7 protein-coding genes, 2 tRNA genes, 5 rRNA genes, 1 pseudogene and 2 other annotated features are annotated in these 19,672 nt (G+C 43.1%); of the genes and pseudogenes, 3 read left to right on the forward strand and 12 right to left on the reverse strand.

Annotation, left to right across the window (positions count from 1 at the left end; genetic code table 11):
* Positions 1-8: 8 nt before the first annotated feature.
* Complete coding sequence (locus tag AB2N10_RS11870; protein WP_369433890.1) at positions 9-1,088, reverse strand: microcin C ABC transporter permease YejB; 1,080 nt, start codon at positions 1,086-1,088, stop codon at positions 9-11.
* Entirely contained in the window at positions 1,085-2,803 is a 1,719-nt protein-coding gene (locus tag AB2N10_RS11875) for an extracellular solute-binding protein (protein ID WP_354625487.1), read from the reverse strand. Before AB2N10_RS11875 ends, AB2N10_RS11870 begins: the two co-directional genes overlap by 4 nt.
* Positions 2,804-3,210: 407 nt before the next feature.
* Between AB2N10_RS11875 and raiA the strand changes: the two genes are divergently transcribed.
* Positions 3,211-3,621 (forward strand): ribosome-associated translation inhibitor RaiA, encoded by a 411-nt coding sequence (gene raiA, locus AB2N10_RS11880; protein WP_354625377.1) that lies wholly within the window; start codon positions 3,211-3,213, stop codon positions 3,619-3,621.
* Positions 3,622-3,698: 77 nt separating this feature from the next.
* On the opposite strand, the gene tyrA is transcribed toward raiA, so the two are convergent.
* The 6 genes from tyrA to AB2N10_RS11910 form a co-directional block, all read right to left on the reverse strand.
* Positions 3,699-4,838: a bifunctional chorismate mutase/prephenate dehydrogenase gene (gene tyrA, locus AB2N10_RS11885; protein WP_369433891.1), complete on the reverse strand. Its 1,140-nt coding sequence runs from the start codon at positions 4,836-4,838 to the stop codon at positions 3,699-3,701.
* 9 nt (positions 4,839-4,847) lie between these two features.
* Positions 4,848-5,915, reverse strand: coding sequence for a 3-deoxy-7-phosphoheptulonate synthase (locus AB2N10_RS11890; protein WP_354625376.1), 1,068 nt, complete (start codon positions 5,913-5,915; stop codon positions 4,848-4,850).
* Between the two features lie 356 nt (positions 5,916-6,271).
* Positions 6,272-6,387, reverse strand: a 5S ribosomal RNA gene (gene rrf / locus AB2N10_RS11895).
* 111 nt (positions 6,388-6,498) lie between these two features.
* Positions 6,499-9,387 (reverse strand): 23S ribosomal RNA (locus AB2N10_RS11900).
* A 524-nt stretch (positions 9,388-9,911) separates the two neighbouring features.
* Positions 9,912-9,987: transfer RNA gene (locus tag AB2N10_RS11905), tRNA-Glu, on the reverse strand.
* 72 nt (positions 9,988-10,059) lie between these two features.
* A 16S ribosomal RNA gene (locus tag AB2N10_RS11910) occupies positions 10,060-11,604 on the reverse strand.
* 526 nt (positions 11,605-12,130) lie between these two features.
* Between AB2N10_RS11910 and AB2N10_RS11915 the strand changes: the two are divergent.
* Positions 12,131-12,404: pseudogene (locus AB2N10_RS11915) on the forward strand (transposase); the annotation flags it as partial.
* A 253-nt stretch (positions 12,405-12,657) separates the two neighbouring features.
* Here the strand turns inward: AB2N10_RS11915 and rrf (AB2N10_RS11920) are convergent.
* The 3 genes from rrf (AB2N10_RS11920) to AB2N10_RS11930 all read right to left on the reverse strand — a co-directional run bounded on the left by rrf (AB2N10_RS11920) (position 12,658) and on the right by AB2N10_RS11930 (position 16,630).
* Positions 12,658-12,790, reverse strand: a 5S ribosomal RNA gene (rrf, locus tag AB2N10_RS11920).
* Together the 16S, 23S and 5S rRNA genes with 1 tRNA gene alongside form the textbook arrangement of a ribosomal RNA operon.
* Positions 12,791-13,005: 215 nt before the next feature.
* Positions 13,006-13,138, reverse strand: a sequence feature (23S ribosomal RNA rRNA prediction is too short).
* 47 nt (positions 13,139-13,185) lie between these two features.
* Positions 13,186-14,439: a sequence feature (23S ribosomal RNA rRNA prediction is too short), on the reverse strand.
* Between the two features lie 534 nt (positions 14,440-14,973).
* A tRNA-Glu gene (locus tag AB2N10_RS11925) sits at positions 14,974-15,046 on the reverse strand.
* A gap of 72 nt (positions 15,047-15,118) precedes the next feature.
* Positions 15,119-16,630: ribosomal RNA gene (locus AB2N10_RS11930) — 16S ribosomal RNA — on the reverse strand.
* A 546-nt stretch (positions 16,631-17,176) separates the two neighbouring features.
* On the opposite strand from AB2N10_RS11930, the gene AB2N10_RS11935 reads away from it, so the two are divergent.
* Positions 17,177-17,722: a gamma carbonic anhydrase family protein gene (locus AB2N10_RS11935; RefSeq protein ID WP_354622610.1), complete on the forward strand. Its 546-nt coding sequence runs from the start codon at positions 17,177-17,179 to the stop codon at positions 17,720-17,722.
* A gap of 50 nt (positions 17,723-17,772) precedes the next feature.
* On the opposite strand, the gene argH is transcribed toward AB2N10_RS11935, so the two are convergent.
* Entirely contained in the window at positions 17,773-19,647 is a 1,875-nt protein-coding gene (gene argH / locus AB2N10_RS11940) for an argininosuccinate lyase (protein WP_354622611.1), read from the reverse strand.
* Positions 19,648-19,672: the final 25 nt, after the last annotated feature.

Genomic DNA, 19,672 nt, shown 5'->3' on the forward strand with positions numbered 1-19,672 from the left:
ATGACATCTTATCGTCCTTCAAAACTAATACGGGGATCAATCATGGTATAAGTGACATCGCTAATTAACTTCAATAGTAAGCCAATCAACGTAAATATATACAATGAAGCAAATATAACTGGATAGTCTCGATTGATCACCGATTCAAAACTCAGTAGCCCTAAGCCATCGAGCGAAAAAATAACTTCAATTAGCATTGAGCCCGTAAAGAAGATACCGATTAAGGCTGCGGGTAATCCAGCTATCACCAAAAGCATCGCATTGCGGAAAATATGCCCATATAAAATGCGTTTTGTTGAACAACCTTTTGCTCTTGCTGTGATCACATATTGTTTATGAATCTCATCAAGAAAAGTGTTTTTAGTAAGCATCGTAAGCGTGGCAAAACTTGCTAATACTGATGCAAGAATAGGTAAGGTTAAATGCCAAAAGTAATCCTTTATTTTTGCAAAGAATCCCAGCTGGGCAAAATTATCCGAGGTTAATCCACGCAATGGAAACCAATCATAATAAGAGCCACCTGCGAATAACACGATGAGCATAATTGCGATAATAAATGCGGGGATGGCATAGGCAACAGTGACGACGGTACTACTCCAAATATCAAAGCGACTCCCATGTGACGTTGCTTTCTTGATGCCTAATGGAATAGATATCAAATAGGCGAGTAGTGTTGTCCAGAGCCCTAAAGAAATAGAAACAGGCATTTTTTCGACAATTAAGTCCGTCACTTTCATATCACGGTAAAAACTATCACCAAAATCAAACTGCGCATATCGCCATAGCATAGAGAAATATCGTTCTAGCAAGGGTTTATCAAAACCATATAGCTTCTCTAATGCCGCAATATACTCAGGATCAACCCCCTGTGCTCCACGATATTTAACCGTCGTTGAGTTCTCTTTTATCTCACTATTAGTGCCACTAGCAAGCCGCGAACTATTATTTGAGTCAATACCTTGATAGTGGGCAATCGCTTGCTCTACGGGCCCTCCTGGGGCTATTTGCACAATAAAAAAGTTAATCGTCATAATCCCCAATAAGGTGGGAATAATAAGCAGTAAACGCCGCAGAATGTATTGTTTCACTGGATTTGCTCCTGAGCCTTTTCAGAGGGTGTACGCAGCCACCACGTTGATAAACCAAGATCATAAATAGGCGCTATTGGCGGACGAGAAAATTTATCCCAATAGGCGATGCGGTAAGCTGGAAGGTACCACTGCGGAATAACCATATGCTGACTCAGCAATACTCGGTCTAGCGCCTTGGTTCTATGCACCAGCTCTTCACGCGTATCGGACATAATTAATTGCGAAACTAGTTGATCGATAACAGGTAAACAGACACCTGCCCAATTTGAAGTTCCGACCTGCATCTGACTCGCACATCCCCAATACCCGACTTGCTCATTACCAGGGGAGATAGACTGCCCCTTGCGCAGGGAAACCATATCAAAATCGAAATTATTCAAACGGTTAATAAATTGTGAGATATCAACTAAACGAATCGATGTGTTGATACCAACTCTTTGCAGGTTACGGCGAAACGGATGTACCACCCGCTCAAAATCCTGACTATACAGTAAAAATTCAAAGCTTAGCTGCTTACCATTCTTATCCTGCATTTTGCTATCTTTTAATTGATAACCTGCCTTTTCAAGTAGCTTTACTGCTTGACGCATTTGTTCCCGTATATTGCCATCGGCATCAGTTTTAGGGTGTTGTAGAGGCCCAAAAATAGAATCAGGCAATGCGGATTTATAGGGAGATAAAATCTCATATTCCGCGGCAGAAATCTCTTTTTCTGTCGCTAATTCAGATCCAGAATAAAAACTATTAATACGTGTATAAGCCCCATAAAAAAGGGTTTTATTAGCCCACTCAAAATCAAATAAAAGACTAATCGCATTACGCACATTGATATCTTTAAATTTATCTTTGCGTAAATTAAACCAGAAACCTTGCATGCCCTGTGGATTTTTATCTGCAATTTGCGTGGTTACAATTTTACCGGAAACAAAATTATCGCCGGTATAACCTGTCGCCCAACGCTTAGATGAGCTCTCCAAGCGATAGTCAAACGCTCCCGATTTAAATGCTTCAAAGGCCACATTATCGTCACGGTAATAATCAAAAAGCAATTGGTCAAAATTATGCATTCCCTTATTTACCGGTAAATCTTGTGCCCAATAATCCGCAACACGTTGATATATTATCCGCTTAGATGGTTCAACACTGGCCACTTCATAGGCGCCAGAGCCAATAGGAATAGTGAGACTACTCTTAGCAAAATCGTGATCACGCCAATAGTGTGCTGGCAAAATAGGAATTTGCCCAATAATCAGAGGCAATTCACGATTACCGACTTCCTTGAAGTAAAAGCTCACCTGTAATGGGCTATCTACGATGACCTCCTTAACACCCGAATAGTAGGAACGGAAATGAGGCGCCCCCTTCTCAATTAATAACTCAAAGCTAAATTTAACATCCTTTGCTCGAATAGGCTGACCGTCCTGAAAACGTGCAGCTTCATTAATCATAAAAGTGACAGAAGATAAATCATCGGCAATTTTAACTTTTTCGGCAATTAATCCATAGCAACTAAAGGGCTCATCTGCCGATTGCTTCAATAACGAATCGTAGATCATAGAAATACCTGCCGCAGGGTTACCTTTCACGATAAAAGGATTTAGTGAATCAAAACTACCGATAGCAGCCTGTTTGAAAACGCCACCTTTCGGCGCATTTGGATTAACATATTGAAAATGAGAAAAATCTGCGGGGTACTTTAAATCGCCATACATACTCAAGGCATGGCTCCAATTTTGCGCGAATAGAAAATAACTATTCATCGATAAATAGCAAAATATCAAAGTACGTATAAACTTAAATATAAGAGCTCTAAACATGCAATAAACCAACTATAAGCAAATAAAAATACAGGAGGAAATAACGATAACAAAACGTTCAACAAAAAAGAATAGCAAAGTGGGATTATAAGCAGTGGTGAGTTATCTGGACAATATTGCCCCATAACCCCCACCTCAACAAGTAGTTTTTGTTTTTATCTATAGAAAATAAACGTAGATCAAAAATTAATTCCAAGAATAGCAGGAGGGCAAAAAAACGTGATCTAAATCACTTTTAAATACGATAAAAAAGAATAATCTAATTAAGAACACGATACGTGTATAACAAAAAGGTGTCTTCTATGAGAATTGAAATTACAAGTAAACAAATAACTATCACTGACACAATGCGTAACAAAGTAGAGGAACGTTTCGAAAAATTAGAAAAATTACAAATTCCTTTAATCAAACCTCACTGTATTATCACCAAAGAGCCAAAAGGCGTAAAAATTGAGGCAACAATTGGCATACCAAATGGTAAGGTCTTTGCCCATGCAGAAAATGATGATCTTTATGTTGCAATCGGACAGCTATTCCAAAAAATAGAAAGGCAACTCAATAAACACTTACATAAGCCGCAAGCGGATCGCGCTAAAAATAATGGCAAAGATATGTGCCGTAACGGTGAAATTTCAGGAGAAGCCATTGAAGAGCCTGAAATAGAAATAGAATCAGATGCAGAAATTAAATTAAATAAAGAATTTGCAGCATAAAGAGCAAATATCTTTACTAGCTAAGTAGAAATAAAAAGGAGCGATAAGCTCCTTTTTGTTAAATCAGCGATAAAAGATTATTTTTCTAGACCATCATCTTCATAATGACGATTATCGTGAGCCTGCTGCAGTAGCAATCGGCTCTCCTCCAAAAACAGATTAGAGTAATCCCCCATCCAATCAGTTACAGATGCAAAGCGCTTAATAAATGCATCACGATCGCCCTTCTCAAGGAGTTCAATCGCCTCAGAAAAATGTTTATGATAACGCTTAATCATGGCGACATTATTTTTCTGTGAAAGAATAATATCTGCATACAAAGACGGCTCTTGGGCAAATAAACGGCCAACCATAGCCAACTCTAAGCGATAGATTGGAGAACTTAAATCAAGCAACTGCTTTAAATCAGCATCAACCTCTTGCAAATGAACACCATAAACAAAACTTGTGAAATGCCTTAAAGCTTGGATTAAGGTCATTGACTGGTCATGAATATCTGCTTTGACTTTATAAAGGTGCGCCCCCCATATTTTCATCTGCTCAATCAGCCATTGGTATTTATCTGCATCACGACCATCGCAATAAGCGACGACTTGTTTCGCAAAACTACTAATATCAGGGCCAAACATAGGATGTAGCCCAACAACAGGACCTTTATGCACAGCTAACATAGCATTTAATGGACCTTCCTTAACACTGGTAATATCGGCAAGGATACAATCATCAGGTAAATAGGAGAGTTCTGATATGATAGATTCGGTCACGTCGATAGGAGAACCAACGATAACTAACCCTGCATTGCTACATATGTTTTCAGCTTGATCCCAATTAGCACGACCTAAAATGTCAACGTCATAACCTGACAGTTTAAACATCTCAACAAAGCGTTTGCCAAGTAGTCCATTCCCGCCAATAATAACGATACGTTTTAAATCTGGATTGACGGTTTTAAAGCCGGTTTCATTTTCACTGGCATAGGATTCACGCATAGTACGACGCAAAATATCTTCAATCAGATTAGCAGGAACGCCTTTTAACTCAGCCTCTTCTCGACGTTTAGCAAGCATAGAGGCTTCGCGTTCAGGAACATATATAGGTAAACCGTGTTTAGTTTTCACTTCACCGACCTCACCAACCAAACGTAAACGTTCGGCGAGTAAATCGATTAACTGCTGATCAACAGCATCAATTTGATCTCTTAATTTACTTAAAGGCATAATTTCTTCTTATCGTGAATGTAATATATCATTTAACAAACTATTGGCTTCAGCTAATAACTCACTGGTTGTCTGCCAATTAATACATGCATCAGTTACAGAAACACCATATTTGAGGGATTCTTTATCCTGTTCAGCAGATTGACTTCCTTCATTAAGATGACTCTCTAACATAATACCGATTATTGATTTATTTCCATCAAGCACTTGATGGAAAACATCTTTAGCAACTAATGGTTGCAAAGAATAATCTTTATTAGAGTTTGCATGGCTACAATCGACAATGAGTATATCGTCAACGCCTGCTGCATGTAGGGCTTTTTCTGTTAGAGAAACATTAACCGAATCATAATTTGGTTTACCACCACCACCACGCAATATAACATGTCCATCTTGATTACCACTAGTTTGCAATAGTGCACTTTGGCCTTGTTGATTGATCCCCATAAATCTATGTGGAGAAGAAGCTGACTGCATCGCATTGACAGCGGTTGATAAACTGCCGTCAGTACCATTCTTAAAACCAACGGGCATTGATAAACCACTCGCCATTTCACGATGCGTCTGTGATTCGGTAGTACGAGCACCAATTGCAGCCCAGCTAAATAAATCACCGAGATATTGCGGACTAATGGGATCCAATGCTTCTGTTGCGATAGGTAAACCTAAATCTGCAATCCACAACAACAATTCACGAGCTTGCTTTAACCCGTATTCAATATCAAAGGAATCATCCATATGAGGATCATTAATTAAGCCTTTCCAGCCAACCGTGGTACGGGGCTTTTCAAAATAGACTCGCATAACGATATATAACGTATCTTTATATTGCTCATGTAATTTGTGCAATTTAATAGCATACTCTTTAGCAGCTTCTAAATCATGAATAGAACAAGGGCCACAAATAACTAAAAAACGCGGATCTTTTTTATGCACAATATTAGCAATGATCTGGCGTGAATCTGCAATAGAGTGATAAATACTATCAGAAGCAGGTAAGAGTTTTTTTAACTCAAGCGGAGTAATTAAAACAGTTTCTGATTGAATATGAATATTTTCATTTTGAGGTATAGTCATTTTTTTCTCATTGAGATATTGATAGTGAAAGCATCATATCATAGCGATAAAATAGATCATATTTGCAGATTAAATGAGCGTAGATATTTTAAAAAATATAGAGAAATGCGTAAAAAATTGCCGATGTAAAAAAATCTTACTGGGTTTGTTTAATTGGGCGCTTGGCGATGGAAAGACGTCGCAGAGCACCGAAGCTCGTGACACATCGCTATCGCGATACTCGCCCTACTATCACATGATTTGATACTGCCGTCGGCAGGCTACCCAGCTTCCCCGTGTTCAAGTGGTCATCATCAAGTGCTTAAACAAAAAAATCCCTGCTGACATCGTCAACAGGGATTTTTCGTTTATTAGGCGCTTGGCGATGACCTACTCTCACATGGGGAGACCCCACACTACCATCGGCGCAGCTGCGTTTCACTTCTGAGTTCGGAATGGGATCAGGTGGGACCACAGCGCTATGTTCGCCAAGCTAAAAAGTTAATTAGAAAAGCTGTCTATTATTCTTTAATCTTGCAAGTTGTAAAATATATTGTCGCAAACGTACTTTTTCTTGGTTACATCAACACGTCTTAGGTGTTGTATGGTTAAGCCTCACGGGTAATTAGTACAAGTTAGCTCAATACGTTACCGCACTTACACACCTTGCCTATCAACGTTGTAGTCTCCAACGGCCCTTCAGGGGACTTAAAGTCCCAGTGAGAACTCATCTTGAGGCTCGCTTCCCGCTTAGATGCTTTCAGCGGTTATCGATTCCGAACGTAGCTACTGGGCAATGCCATTGGCATGACAACCCAAACACCAGCGGTTCGTCCACTCCGGTCCTCTCGTACTAGGAGCAGCTCCTCTCAATTCTCAAACGCCCACGGCAGATAGGGACCGAACTGTCTCACGACGTTCTAAACCCAGCTCGCGTACCACTTTAAATGGCGAACAGCCATACCCTTGGGACCGACTTCAGCCCCAGGATGTGATGAGCCGACATCGAGGTGCCAAACACCGCCGTCGATATGAACTCTTGGGCGGTATCAGCCTGTTATCCCCGGAGTACCTTTTATCCGTTGAGCGATGGCCCTTCCATTCAGAACCACCGGATCACTATGACCTACTTTCGTACCTGCTCGACGTGTCTGTCTCGCAGTTAAGCTGGCTTATACCATTGTACTAACCTCACGATGTCCGACCGTGATTAGCCAACCTTCGTACTCCTCCGTTACTCTTTGGGAGGAGACCGCCCCAGTCAAACTACCCACCAAACAATGTCCCAAACCCCGATTCAGGGGCCATGGTTAGAACTCAAAACATACAAGGGTGGTATTTCAAGGTTGGCTCCACGTCATCTGGCGACAACGCTTCATAGCCTCCCACCTATCCTACACATGTAGGCTCTAAGTTCACTGCTAAGCTGTAGTAAAGGTTCACGGGGTCTTTCCGTCTAGCCGCGGGTACACTGCATCTTCACAGCGATTTCAACTTCACTGAGTCTCGGGTGGAGACAGCATGGCCATCATTACGCCATTCGTGCAGGTCGGAACTTACCCGACAAGGAATTTCGCTACCTTAGGACCGTTATAGTTACGGCCGCCGTTTACCGGGGCTTCGATCAAGAGCTTCGACCTAAGTCTAACCCCATCAATTAACCTTCCGGCACCGGGCAGGCGTCACACCGTATACGTCATCTTGCGATTTAGCACAGTGCTGTGTTTTTAATAAACAGTTGCAGCCATCTGGTATCTTCGGCCGCCAATAGCTCCATCCGCAAGGGACTTCACCGTCAGCGGCGTACCTTCTCCCGAAGTTACGGTACCATTTTGCCTAGTTCCTTCACCCGAGTTCTCTCAAGCGCCTTGGTATTCTCTACCTGACCACCTGTGTCGGTTTGGGGTACGATCCTTATATTTCTGAAGCTTAGAGACTTTTCCTGGAAGCATGGCATCAATGACTTCATCACCTTAGTGACTCGACATCGTATCTCAGTGTTAAGAAAACCCGGATTTACCTAAGTCTTCCACCTACATACTTGAACCTGGACAACCATCGCCAGGCCCACCTAGCCTTCTCCGTCCTCCCATCGCAAAATATAAGGGTACGGGAATATTAACCCGTTTCCCATCGACTACGCCTTTCGGCCTCGCCTTAGGGGTCGACTCACCCTGCCCCGATTAACGTTGGACAGGAACCCTTGGTCTTCCGGCGGGGAGGTTTTTCACCCCCCTTATCGTTACTCATGTCAACATTCGCACTTCTGATACCTCCAGGATGCCTTACAGCTTTCCCTTCGACGGCTTACAGAACGCTCCTCTACCATGCCTATAAATAAGCATCCGCAGCTTCGGTGATATGTTTAGCCCCGTTAAATCTTCCGCGCAGGCCGACTCGACTAGTGAGCTATTACGCTTTCTTTAAAAGATGGCTGCTTCTAAGCCAACTTCCTAGCTGTCTAAGCCTTCCCACATCGTTTCCCACTTAACATATACTTTGGGACCTTAGCTGGCGGTCTGGGTTGTTTCCCTTTCCACGACGGACGTTAGCACCCGCCGTGTGTCTCCCGTGATTGCACTTGTTGGTATTCGGAGTTTGCATGGGGTTGGTAAGTCGGGATGACCCCCTAGCCCAAACAGTGCTCTACCCCCAACAGTGATACACGAGGCGCTACCTAAATAGCTTTCGAGGAGAACCAGCTATCTCTTGGTTTGATTGGCCTTTCACCCCCAGCCACAAGTCATCCCCTAATTTTTCAACATTAGTGGGTTCGGTCCTCCAGTTGATGTTACTCAACCTTCAACCTGCTCATGGCTAGATCACCAAGTTTCGGGTCTAATCCCAGCAACTATTCGCCCAGTTAAGACTCGGTTTCCCTACGGCTCCCCTATACGGTTAACCTTGCTACTGAAATTAAGTCGTTGACCCATTATACAAAAGGTACGCAGTCACCGAACTAAGTCGGCTCCTACTGCTTGTACGTACACGGTTTCAGGTTCTATTTCACTCCCCTCACAGGGGTTCTTTTCGCCTTTCCCTCACGGTACTGGTTCACTATCGGTCAATTAGGAGTATTTAGCCTTGGAGGATGGTCCCCCCATATTCAAACAGGATTTCTCGTGTCCCGTCTTACTCGTTTTCACTGTAAAGAAGTTGTCATATACGGGACTATCACCCTGTATCGTCGGACTTTCCAGACCATTCTACTAACTTCTAAACAGCTTAAGGGCTGTTCCAATTTCGCTCGCCGCTACTTTCGGAATCTCGGTTGATTTCTTTTCCTAAGGGTACTTAGATGTTTCAGTTCCCCTCGTTCGCTTCGTTAAGCTATGTATTCACTTAACGATGACACTAAGTGCCGGGTTGCCCCATTCGGAAATTCCAGGATATAACGCTTGTTATCAACTCCCCTGGACTTATCGCAGATTACCACGTCCTTCATCGCCTCTAATTGCCTAGGCATCCACCGTGCACGCTTATTCACTTAACCATACAACACCTAAAAAGTGTCACGCAGTGACGCGTTTTAGGTATTGTTCCCAACAAGAGATTGACGTCTTTTTGTCAATGTCTGAGTGGGCAACACCATTTGGCATCACTACTTAATACTGATTTTTGTTTTGTATGTCGTTTCCAAGACGCTTGCGATTTCTCATATTTTACAATACAAAAAACAACATTCGTTTTTCGTGCACCTATCAATCATAAGATTGAGTAGATACGTACTGTTCACATTTCACTACGTGAAAAATGAACTTTTTATTTTTGCTTGATTACAATAACTAGAATAAATTCTAATCATTGAGAACAATTTCGTTTCGTTTAAACATATTGATATCTATATCGATACGTTCAAACAGAACTTTATCAGCTTTCCTAATTGTTAAAGAGCAGTGTTACTTATATTTCAAAGAAAGACACTTTATAAGCATTCTAAAGAGAACATTTATAAAGTGATTCTTTTGGTTTCACAAAGAACAGTAAAAAAAGATTAAGTATCCTTTTTTATCGCAGTGGTATCCCCAAGGGGATTTGAACCCCTGTTACCGCCGTGAAAGGGCGGTGTCCTAGGCCTCTAGACGATGGGGACATAGAACTTCTGCACTTCTTCAGTCTAATCAAACAATCTGTGTGAGCACTCATTATTGTGAATTTCTTTACGTAAGGAGGTGATCCAGCCCCAGGTTCCCCTAGGGCTACCTTGTTACGACTTCACCCCAGTCATGAACCACACCGTGGTCATCGCCATCCCGAAGGTTAAGCTAATGACTTCTGGTGCAGCCCACTCCCATGGTGTGACGGGCGGTGTGTACAAGGCCCGGGAACGTATTCACCGTGGCATTCTGATCCACGATTACTAGCGATTCCAACTTCACGGAGTCGAGTTGCAGACTCCGATCCGGACTACGACAAACTTTATGAGATTCGCATACCCTCGCAGGTTAGCAACCCTTTGTATTTGCCATTGTAGCACGTGTGTAGCCCATCCCGTAAGGGCCATGATGACTTGACGTCGTCCCCACCTTCCTCCGGTTTATCACCGGCAGTCTCCCTAGAGTTCCCGGCATGACCCGCTGGCAAATAAGGATAGGGGTTGCGCTCGTTGCGGGACTTAACCCAACATTTCACAACACGAGCTGACGACAGCCATGCAGCACCTGTCTCAGAGCTCCCGAAGGCACTCATCAATCTCTTGGTGATTCTCTGGATGTCAAGGGATGGTAAGGTTCTTCGCGTTGCATCGAATTAAACCACATGCTCCACCGCTTGTGCGGGCCCCCGTCAATTCATTTGAGTTTTAACCTTGCGGCCGTACTCCCCAGGCGGTCTATTTAATGCGTTAGCTTTGAAACCCACGGCATATAGCCACAAACTTCTAATAGACATCGTTTACTGCGTGGACTACCGGGGTATCTAATCCCGTTTGCTCCCCACGCCTTCGCGCCTCAGTGTCAGTCTCTGTCCAGGTGGCCGCCTTCGCCACTGGTATTCCTTCAGATCTCTACGCATTTCACCGCTACACCTGAAATTCTACCACCCTCTACAAAACTCTAGTTAACCAGTTTCAAATGCAGTTCCAAGGTTGAGCCCTGGGCTTTCACATCTGACTTAATTAACCACCTACGCGCGCTTTACGCCCAGTAATTCCGATTAACGCTCGCACCCTCCGTATTACCGCGGCTGCTGGCACGGAGTTAGCCGGTGCTTCTTCTGCGAGTAACGTCACAGATACAGGGTATTAACCTGCACCCTTTCCTCCTCGCTGAAAGTGCTTTACAACCCGAAAGCCTTCTTCACACACGCGGCATGGCTGCATCAGGGTTTCCCCCATTGTGCAATATTCCCCACTGCTGCCTCCCGTAGGAGTCTGGACCGTGTCTCAGTTCCAGTGTGGCTGGTCATCCTCTAAGACCAGCTAGGGATCGTCGCCTTGGTAGGCCTTTACCCTACCAACTAGCTAATCCCACTTGGGCTCATCTTGTCGCGATAGCTTATAAATAGAGGCCACCTTTGGTCAAAAGACATTATGCGGTATTAGCAGTCGTTTCCAACTGTTGTCCCCCACAACAAGGTAAATTCCCAAGCATTACTCACCCGTCCGCCACTCGTCAGCAAAATAGCAAGCTATTCTCTGTTACCGTTCGACTTGCATGTGTTAAGCCTGCCGCCAGCGTTCAATCTGAGCCATGATCAAACTCTTCAATTTAAAGTTTAATTTGTATCTTTCGATACGACTCAATATTACTGACTAAAACTAAAGAACTTACGTTCTTTTTGTTATTCTGAATTAACCACCAAATATAAATATTTGGCCTGTTAATCATTGAAAGATAAATCTTTCAATGTAAATGAATTAATTCGTGTGTCACTTCTATTGATGTTACCTAAACAAGTTAGGTGTAACTTCTGCAAGCAGAAGCGTTACTTTTTGATTATTTGAAATCACATCAACAATAAGTGCCCACACAGATTGTTTGATTAAATTGTTAAAGAGCGCGCCTTGCGGCGAGGTGCGTATATTACGCCCCTTTCGAACAATGTCAACGTCTTATTTTACGTTTCTTACGAAGCGATAAATGCGTTTGTTTTATTCTCAAACTGGTTGCTAACTTGCGTTACGCCCCGTGTCTGTGGATGCGCATTATAGGGATTCAGATCACATTGGCAAGCGTTTTTTTCCAATAATATTTAATTATCGTTTGTTTGTATAATATCTAATCAACTTCTGTTTATTGGTTACAACAATACGCAAAAACATGAAGAACAAGTTTATTTCTCTGTGGGACAGAGCCCTACTTAAAAAGCGCTTTATAATAGAAACAGTTAATACATCAGCTTAAAAATATTTCTTGCATTGAACACTCCAGACACCGCAGCTATCATAGCTTTATACTGAATTTGTTAGGTGGATTGATCGCGTATTGTTTAAAAGAAAATAAACCATCTTTAGATCTAACAGCTCAGGAATTTGAGCTGTTAGATAGCCATAATGTGATATGCGCTTAACCAGAATAAAAAACAGTAAGAAAAGACCTACTGGGTTTGTTTTATTTGGCGCTTGGCGATGGAAAGACGTCGCAGAGCACCGAAGCTCGTGACACATCGCTATCGCTATCGCGATACTCGCCCTAATATCACATGATTTGATACTGCCGTCGGCAGGCTACCCAGCTTCCCCGTGTTCAAGTGGTCATCATCAAGTGCTTAAACGAAAAAATCCCTGCTGACATCGTCAACAGGGATTTTTCGTTTATTAGGCGCTTGGCGATGACCTACTCTCACATGGGGAGACCCCACACTACCATCGGCGCAGCTGCGTTTCACTTCTGAGTTCGGAATGGGATCAGGTGGGACTGTTATCCCCGGAGTACCACAGCGCTATGTTCGCCAAGCTAAAAAGTTAATTAGAAAAGCTGCCCTTCTATTCATTCTTTAATCTTGCAAGTTGTAAAATATATTGTCGCAAACGTACTTTTTCTGGTTACAGCTCGCGTCAACACAGTCTTAGGTGTTGTATGGTTAAGCCTCACGGGTAATTAGTACAAGTTAGCTCAATCGACGTGTTACCGCACTTACACACCTTGCCTATCAACGTTGTAGTCAAACTCCAACAATGTCCCAAACCCCTTCAGGGGCCATGGGACAAGGGTGGTATTTCAAGTCGGCTCCACGTCATCTGGCGACAACGCTTCATAGCCTCCCACCTATCCTACACATGTAGGCTCTAAGTTCACTGCTAAGCTCACGGGGTCTTCCGTCTAGCCGCGGGTACACTGCATCTTCACAGCGATTTTTCACTGAGCGGGTGGAGACAGCATGGCCATCATTACGATTCCGAACAAGGTAGCTACCTTAGGGTTATATGCCATTGGCATGACAACCCCATCAATTAACACCAGGCGTCACACCGTTACGTCATCTTGCGATTTAGCACAGTGCTGTGTTTTTAATAAACAGTTGCAGCCATCTGGTATCTTCGGCCGTAGCTCCATCCGCAAGGGAGCAGCAATTCCTTCACCCAAAGCGCCTTGGCTGACCACCTGTGTCGGCATTTCTGAAGCTTAGAGGGACCAATGATCACTTAGTGTTCACGACGTTCTAAACCCAGCATCGCGTACCACGTTTAAATGGCGAACAGCCATACCCTTGGGACCGACTTCAGCCCCAGGATGTGATGAGCCGACATCCGAGGTGCCACCTTGGAGGATGGCCGTCGACTAGCTATTACGCTTTCTTTAAAAGATTTCATCGTTTCCCACTTAACATATACTTTGGGACCTTAGCTGGCGGTCTGGGTTGTTTCCCTTTCCACGACGGACGTTAGCACCCGCCGTGTGTCTCCCGTGATTGCAGTATTTGTCATGACCCCCTAGCCCAAACAGTGCTCTACGGGCTACCTAAATAGCTTTCGAGGAGAACCAGCTATCTCCCTTTCACCCCCAGCCACAAGTCATCCCCTAATTTTTCAACGTCAGTTGATGTTACTCAACCTTCAACCTGCTTGGCTAGATTACCAAGTTTCGGGTCTAATCCCAGCAACTATTCGCCCATAAGACTCGGTTTCCCTGCTCCCCTATACGGTTAACCTTGCTACTGGCAAAATACGCAGTCTTCGGCTCCTACTGCTTGTACGTACACGGTTTCAGGTTCTATTTCACAGGGGTTCTTTTCGCCTTTCCCTCACGGTACTGGTTCACTATCGGTCAATTAGGAAGGATGGTCCCCCCATATTCAAACGATTTCTCGTGTGTCTTACTCGTTTTCACTGTAAAGAAGTTGTCATATACGGGACTATCACCCTGTATCGTTTCCAGACCATTCGCGGAATCTCGGTTGATTTCTTTTCCTAAGGGTACTTAGATGTTTCAGTTCCCCTCGTTCGCTTCGTTAAGCTATGTATTCACTTAACGATGACACTAAGTGCCGGGTTGCCCCATTCGGAAATTCCAGGATATAACGCTTGTTATCAACTCCCCTGGACTTATCGCAGATTACCACGTCCTTCATCGCCTCTAATTGCCTAGGCATCCACCGTGCACGCTTATTCACTTAACCATACAACACCTAAAAAGTGTCACGCAGTGACGCGTTTTAGGTGTTGTTCCCAACAAGAGATTGACGTCTTTTTGTCAATGTCTGAGTGGGCAACACCATTTGGCATCACTACTTAATACTGATTTTTGTTTTGTATGTCGTTTCCAAGACGCTTGCGATTTCTCATATTTTACAATACAAAAAACAACATTCGTTTTTCGTGCACCTATCAATCATAAGATTGAGTAGATACGTACTGTTCACATTTCACTACGTGAAAAATGAACTTTTTATTTTTGCTTGATTACAATGATTAATAAATTAATCATTGAGAACAATTTCGTTTCGTTTGAACATATTGATATCTATATCGATACGTTCAAACAGAACTTTATCAGCTTTCCTAATTGTTAAAGAGCAGTGTTAAAAAACACTTTATAAGCATTAAAACTTAATGTTTATAAAGTGACTTTCACTTAAAGCGTAAACTCAGTTCCTACCAATGGATGGTTAAAAAGATTGAATATCTTTTTTATCGTAGTGGTATCCCCAAGGGGATTTCCCCTGTTACCGCCGTGAAAGGGCGGTGTCCTAGGCCTCTAGACGATGGGGACATAGAACTTCTGCACTTCTTCAGTCTAATCAAACAATCTGTGTGAGCACTCATTATTGTGAATTTCTTTACGTAAGGAGGTGGCAGGTTCCCCTAGGGCTACCTTGTTACGACTTCACCCCAGTCATGAACCACACCGTGGTCATCGCCATCCCGAAGGTTAAGCTAATGACTTCTGGTGCAGCCCACTCCCATGGTGTGACGGGCGGTGTGTACAAGGCCCGGGAACGTATTCACCGCATTCTGATCCACGATTACTAGCGATTCCAACTTCACGGAGTCGAGTTGCAGACTCCGATCCGGACTACGACAAACTTTATGAGATTCGCATACCCTCGCAGGTTAGCAACCCTTTGTATTGCCATTGTAGCACGTGTGTAGCCCATCCCGTAAGGGCCATGATGACTTGACGTCGTCCCCAGCAGTCTCCCTAGAGTTCCCGGCTTGACCCGCTGGCAAATAAGGATAGGGGTTGCGCTCGTTGCGGGACTTAACCCAACATTTCACAACACGAGCTGACGACAGCCATGCAGCACCTGTCTCAGAGCTCCCGAAGGCACTCATCAATCTCTTGGTGATTCTCTGGATGTCAAGGGATGGTAAGGTTCTTCGCGTTGCATCGAATTAAACCACATGCTCCACCGCTTGTGCGGGCCCCCGTCAATTCATTTGAGTTTTAACCTTGCGGCCGTACTCCCCAGGCGGTCTATTTAATGCGTTAGCTTTGAAACCCACGGCATATAGCCACAAACTTCTAATAGACATCGTTTACTGCGTGGACTACCGGGGTATCTAATCCCGTTTGCTCCCCACGCCTTCGCGCCTCAGTGTCAGTCTCTGTCCAGGTGGCCGCCTTCGCCACTGGTATTCCTTCAGATCTCTACGCATTTCACCGCTACACCTGAAATTCTACCACCCTCTACAAAACTCTAGTTAACCAGTTTCAAATGCAGTTCCAAGGTTGAGCCCTGGGCTTTCACATCTGACTTAATTAACCACCTACGCGCGCTTTACGCCCAGTAATTCCGATTAACGCTCGCACCCTCCGTATTACCGCGGCTGCTGGCACGGAGTTAGCCGGTGCTTCTTCTGCGAGTAACGTCACAGATACAGGGTATTAACCTGCACCCTTTCCTCCTCGCTGAAAGTGCTTTACAACCCGAAAGCCTTCTTCACACACGCGGCATGGCTGCATCAGGGTTTCCCCCATTGTGCAATATTCCCCACTGCTGCCTCCCGTAGGAGTCTGGACCGTGTCTCAGTTCCAGTGTGGCTGGTCATCCTCTAAGACCAGCTAGGGATCGTCGCCTTGGTAGGCCTTTACCCTACCAACTAGCTAATCCCACTTGGGCTCATCTTGTCGCGATAGCTTATAAATAGAGGCCACCTTTGATCAAAAGACATTATGCGGTATTAGCAGTCGTTTCCAACTGTTGTCCCCCACAACAAGGTAAATTCCCAAGCATTACTCACCCGTCCGCCACTCGTCAGCAAAATAGCAAGCTATTCTCTGTTACCGTTCGACTTGCATGTGTTAAGCCTGCCGCCAGCGTTCAATCTGAGCCATGATCAAACTCTTCAATTTAAAGTTTAATTTGTATCTTTCGATACGACTCAATATTACTGACTAAAACTAAAGAACTTACGTTCTTTTTGTTATTCTGAATTAATGAATTAATTCGTGTGTCACTTCTATTGATGTTACCTAAACAAGTTAGGTGTAACTTTCTGCAAGCAGAAACGTTACTTTTTGATTATTTGAAATCACATCAACAATAAGTGCCCACACAGATTGTTTGATTAAATTGTTAAAGAGCGCGCCTTGCGGCGAGGTGCGTATATTACGCCCCTTTCGAACAATGTCAACGTCTTATTTTACGTTTCTTACGAAGCGATAAATGCGTTTGTTTTATTCTCAAACTGGTTGCTAACTTGCGTTACGCCCCGTGTCTGTGGATGCGCATTATAGGGATTCAGATCACATTGGCAAGGTTTTTTTTGCTATATTTCAGTTATTTTTAAAATAAATTTTTATACCTTAATTACAAACACGTTATCCACAACTTAGCTTTTGTTATCCACACAAAGTTATCGTATAGTTTCTTTTTCTATCCTATTTGAAGAGGTTTTTATGCTTCCTGTTTTACGCCCTTATAGGGGCATTTTTCCAAAAGTTGCCGATTCTGTATATATTGATCCCTTTTCTTCTATTATTGGCGATGTTGTATTAGATGAGGACGTCAGTGTTTGGCCTATGTCAGTATTACGTGGCGATGTGAATAGCATTAAAGTAGGAAAACGCACAAATATTCAAGATGGTTCCGTTTTACATGTTGCACGTAAAGGTGAAGCGAATATAGATGGTTACTCTTTACACATTGGTGAAGATGTTACCGTAGGCCATAAAGCAATGCTTCATGCTTGTAAAATCGGTGATCGCGTTTTAATTGGAATGGGGGCCATCGTTTTAGATAATGCCCATATTGATGACGATGTTATCCTCGGCGCTGGAGCATTAGTTCCACCAAATAAACATCTTGCAACGGGTTATCTATATGTTGGTTCGCCAGCAAAAGCGGTAAGGAAACTTAGCGAAGATGAACGAGCATTTTTGAAGCGCTCTGCTGCTCATTACGTTAAGCTAAAAAATGAGTACCAACAAGAAAGTTGTAATTAAATCGCTCAGCCAAAAACAAGGCCACAGGGCTGTGGCCTTGTTTTTAAAAATTACAGTATTTCTTTATGAATTAAAGTACTGCTATTAATATGAAATTCTAACGCAACTTCATCGCAGGCATGCTGACGAATACACATTGCGCAATCTTTCATCACTTTTTCAGGCATTAATGATTTGCTTGTAGGGCTAAAACCTAGTTTCATAAAAAACTCAGGCATACGTGTTAAGACAAATACACGTTTAATAGCTAGTTTTTCAGCGCGTTTGATAATCCGTTCAACAAGAATTCGTCCCTGCCCTTTACGTTCATAACCAGGTTCAACACCTAACGAACGGATCTCAGCAAGTCCTGTGTCATAGACATATAATGAACCACAGCCAGTTACTTTCCCTTCATATTCAGTTACCGAAAATTCACCAACCGATTTTACCAAATCAGACTTATCTCGAGGTAAATTTTCCCCCTTTTCAGCCCAGTGATTGACCATCGATTCAATACGCTCTAAATCAGTTAAGCGAGCTGTACGAATCACTAACCCACTCGTATCACGATCTGTTAAACGTTGTTCCGCTTCGGTTAGTGCATATTCTATTTGTTCTGGAGCCACGCCACCTTGAGCTTTACGTGCAGATAATGTCGCTTCTAATGTTAATACAGGGTAAACATCTTCTTCTATAACTTGTGAAAACGCTTTGAATTCAGGCACGGTTAACCCTTCAAGCGGCACTCCTTTTTCAATAGCAGCGACCACGGCAACGCCAACAATATGATGCGCTTCTCGGAAGGGGATCCCTTTTGCCACAAGGTAATCAGCCAATTCAGTGGCATTTGAGTAACCGCCTTGTGCGGCTTCCTTCGTACGCGCTTCATTTACTTTAAGGTCAGTCAATGCCATCGCGGCCATTTCTAGACAATCCCCCCATGTATCTAACGCATCAAATAGTCCTTCTTTATCTTCTTGCATATCTTTATTATAGGCAAGAGGCAACGCTTTTAAGGTCATTAACATTCCAGCCAAAGAGCCAAATACACGACCAGATTTCCCGCGTATCAATTCCATCGCATCTGGATTTTTTTTCTGTGGCATCAGAGATGAACCTGACGTAACTAAGTCAGACATTTCTATAAACGCAGACTCGCCACTGTTGTAAAAAATTAAATCTTCAGCCATTCGTGATAAATGTACCATTGATAGTGTTGCACAACTCATCAATTCCACGACATGGTCTCTGTCTGAAACAGAATCTAAACTATTTCGTGTGGCTCTAGCAAAACCTAATGAATGTGCCAATGCAGTCCTGTCTATAGCATAAGCAGTACCTGCTAATGCCCCACTTCCTAGCGGACAGGTATTTAGCCTATCAATACAGCCTTTTAAACGGCTATAATCACGTTCGAGCATTTCTAAATAAGCAAGGCACCAATGTGAAAATGTCACTGGTTGTGCTCGCTGCAAGTGCGTATACCCTGGTAATACAACATCTTGATGAATACGCGCCAATTCGATCAATTTTTTTTGTAACGTATCGAGATGCAATACTAATTCTTGTGCTGTTTTTTTACACCAAAGCTTTAAATCAGTTGCAACTTGATCATTACGACTCCGCCCAGTGTGTAATTTTTTACCTAAATCACCAACACGATGAATCAGCTGAGTTTCAACCCAAGAATGTATATCTTCTGCATCGGATTGCAATACTTGACTTGGGTTTAGTTGAACTGAAATTAATAATTCATTTAATGCTGATTCTAACTGTTTTTGCTCTTCTTCAGTCAAAACATTCACTGATTGCAATGATTTAGACCAAGCTATTGAACCAATTATATCCTGCTCTGCAAGACGATAATCGAATTTTAATGAATCATTAAATAGTTTAAATTTAACGTCTGCCGCTTGGCTAAAACGCCCACCCCATAATGCCATGTTAATGCTCCATCACTTAGTTTGT

The organism is Psychromonas sp. MME1, from assembly GCF_041080865.1.
Lineage (GTDB): Bacteria > Pseudomonadota > Gammaproteobacteria > Enterobacterales > Psychromonadaceae > Psychromonas.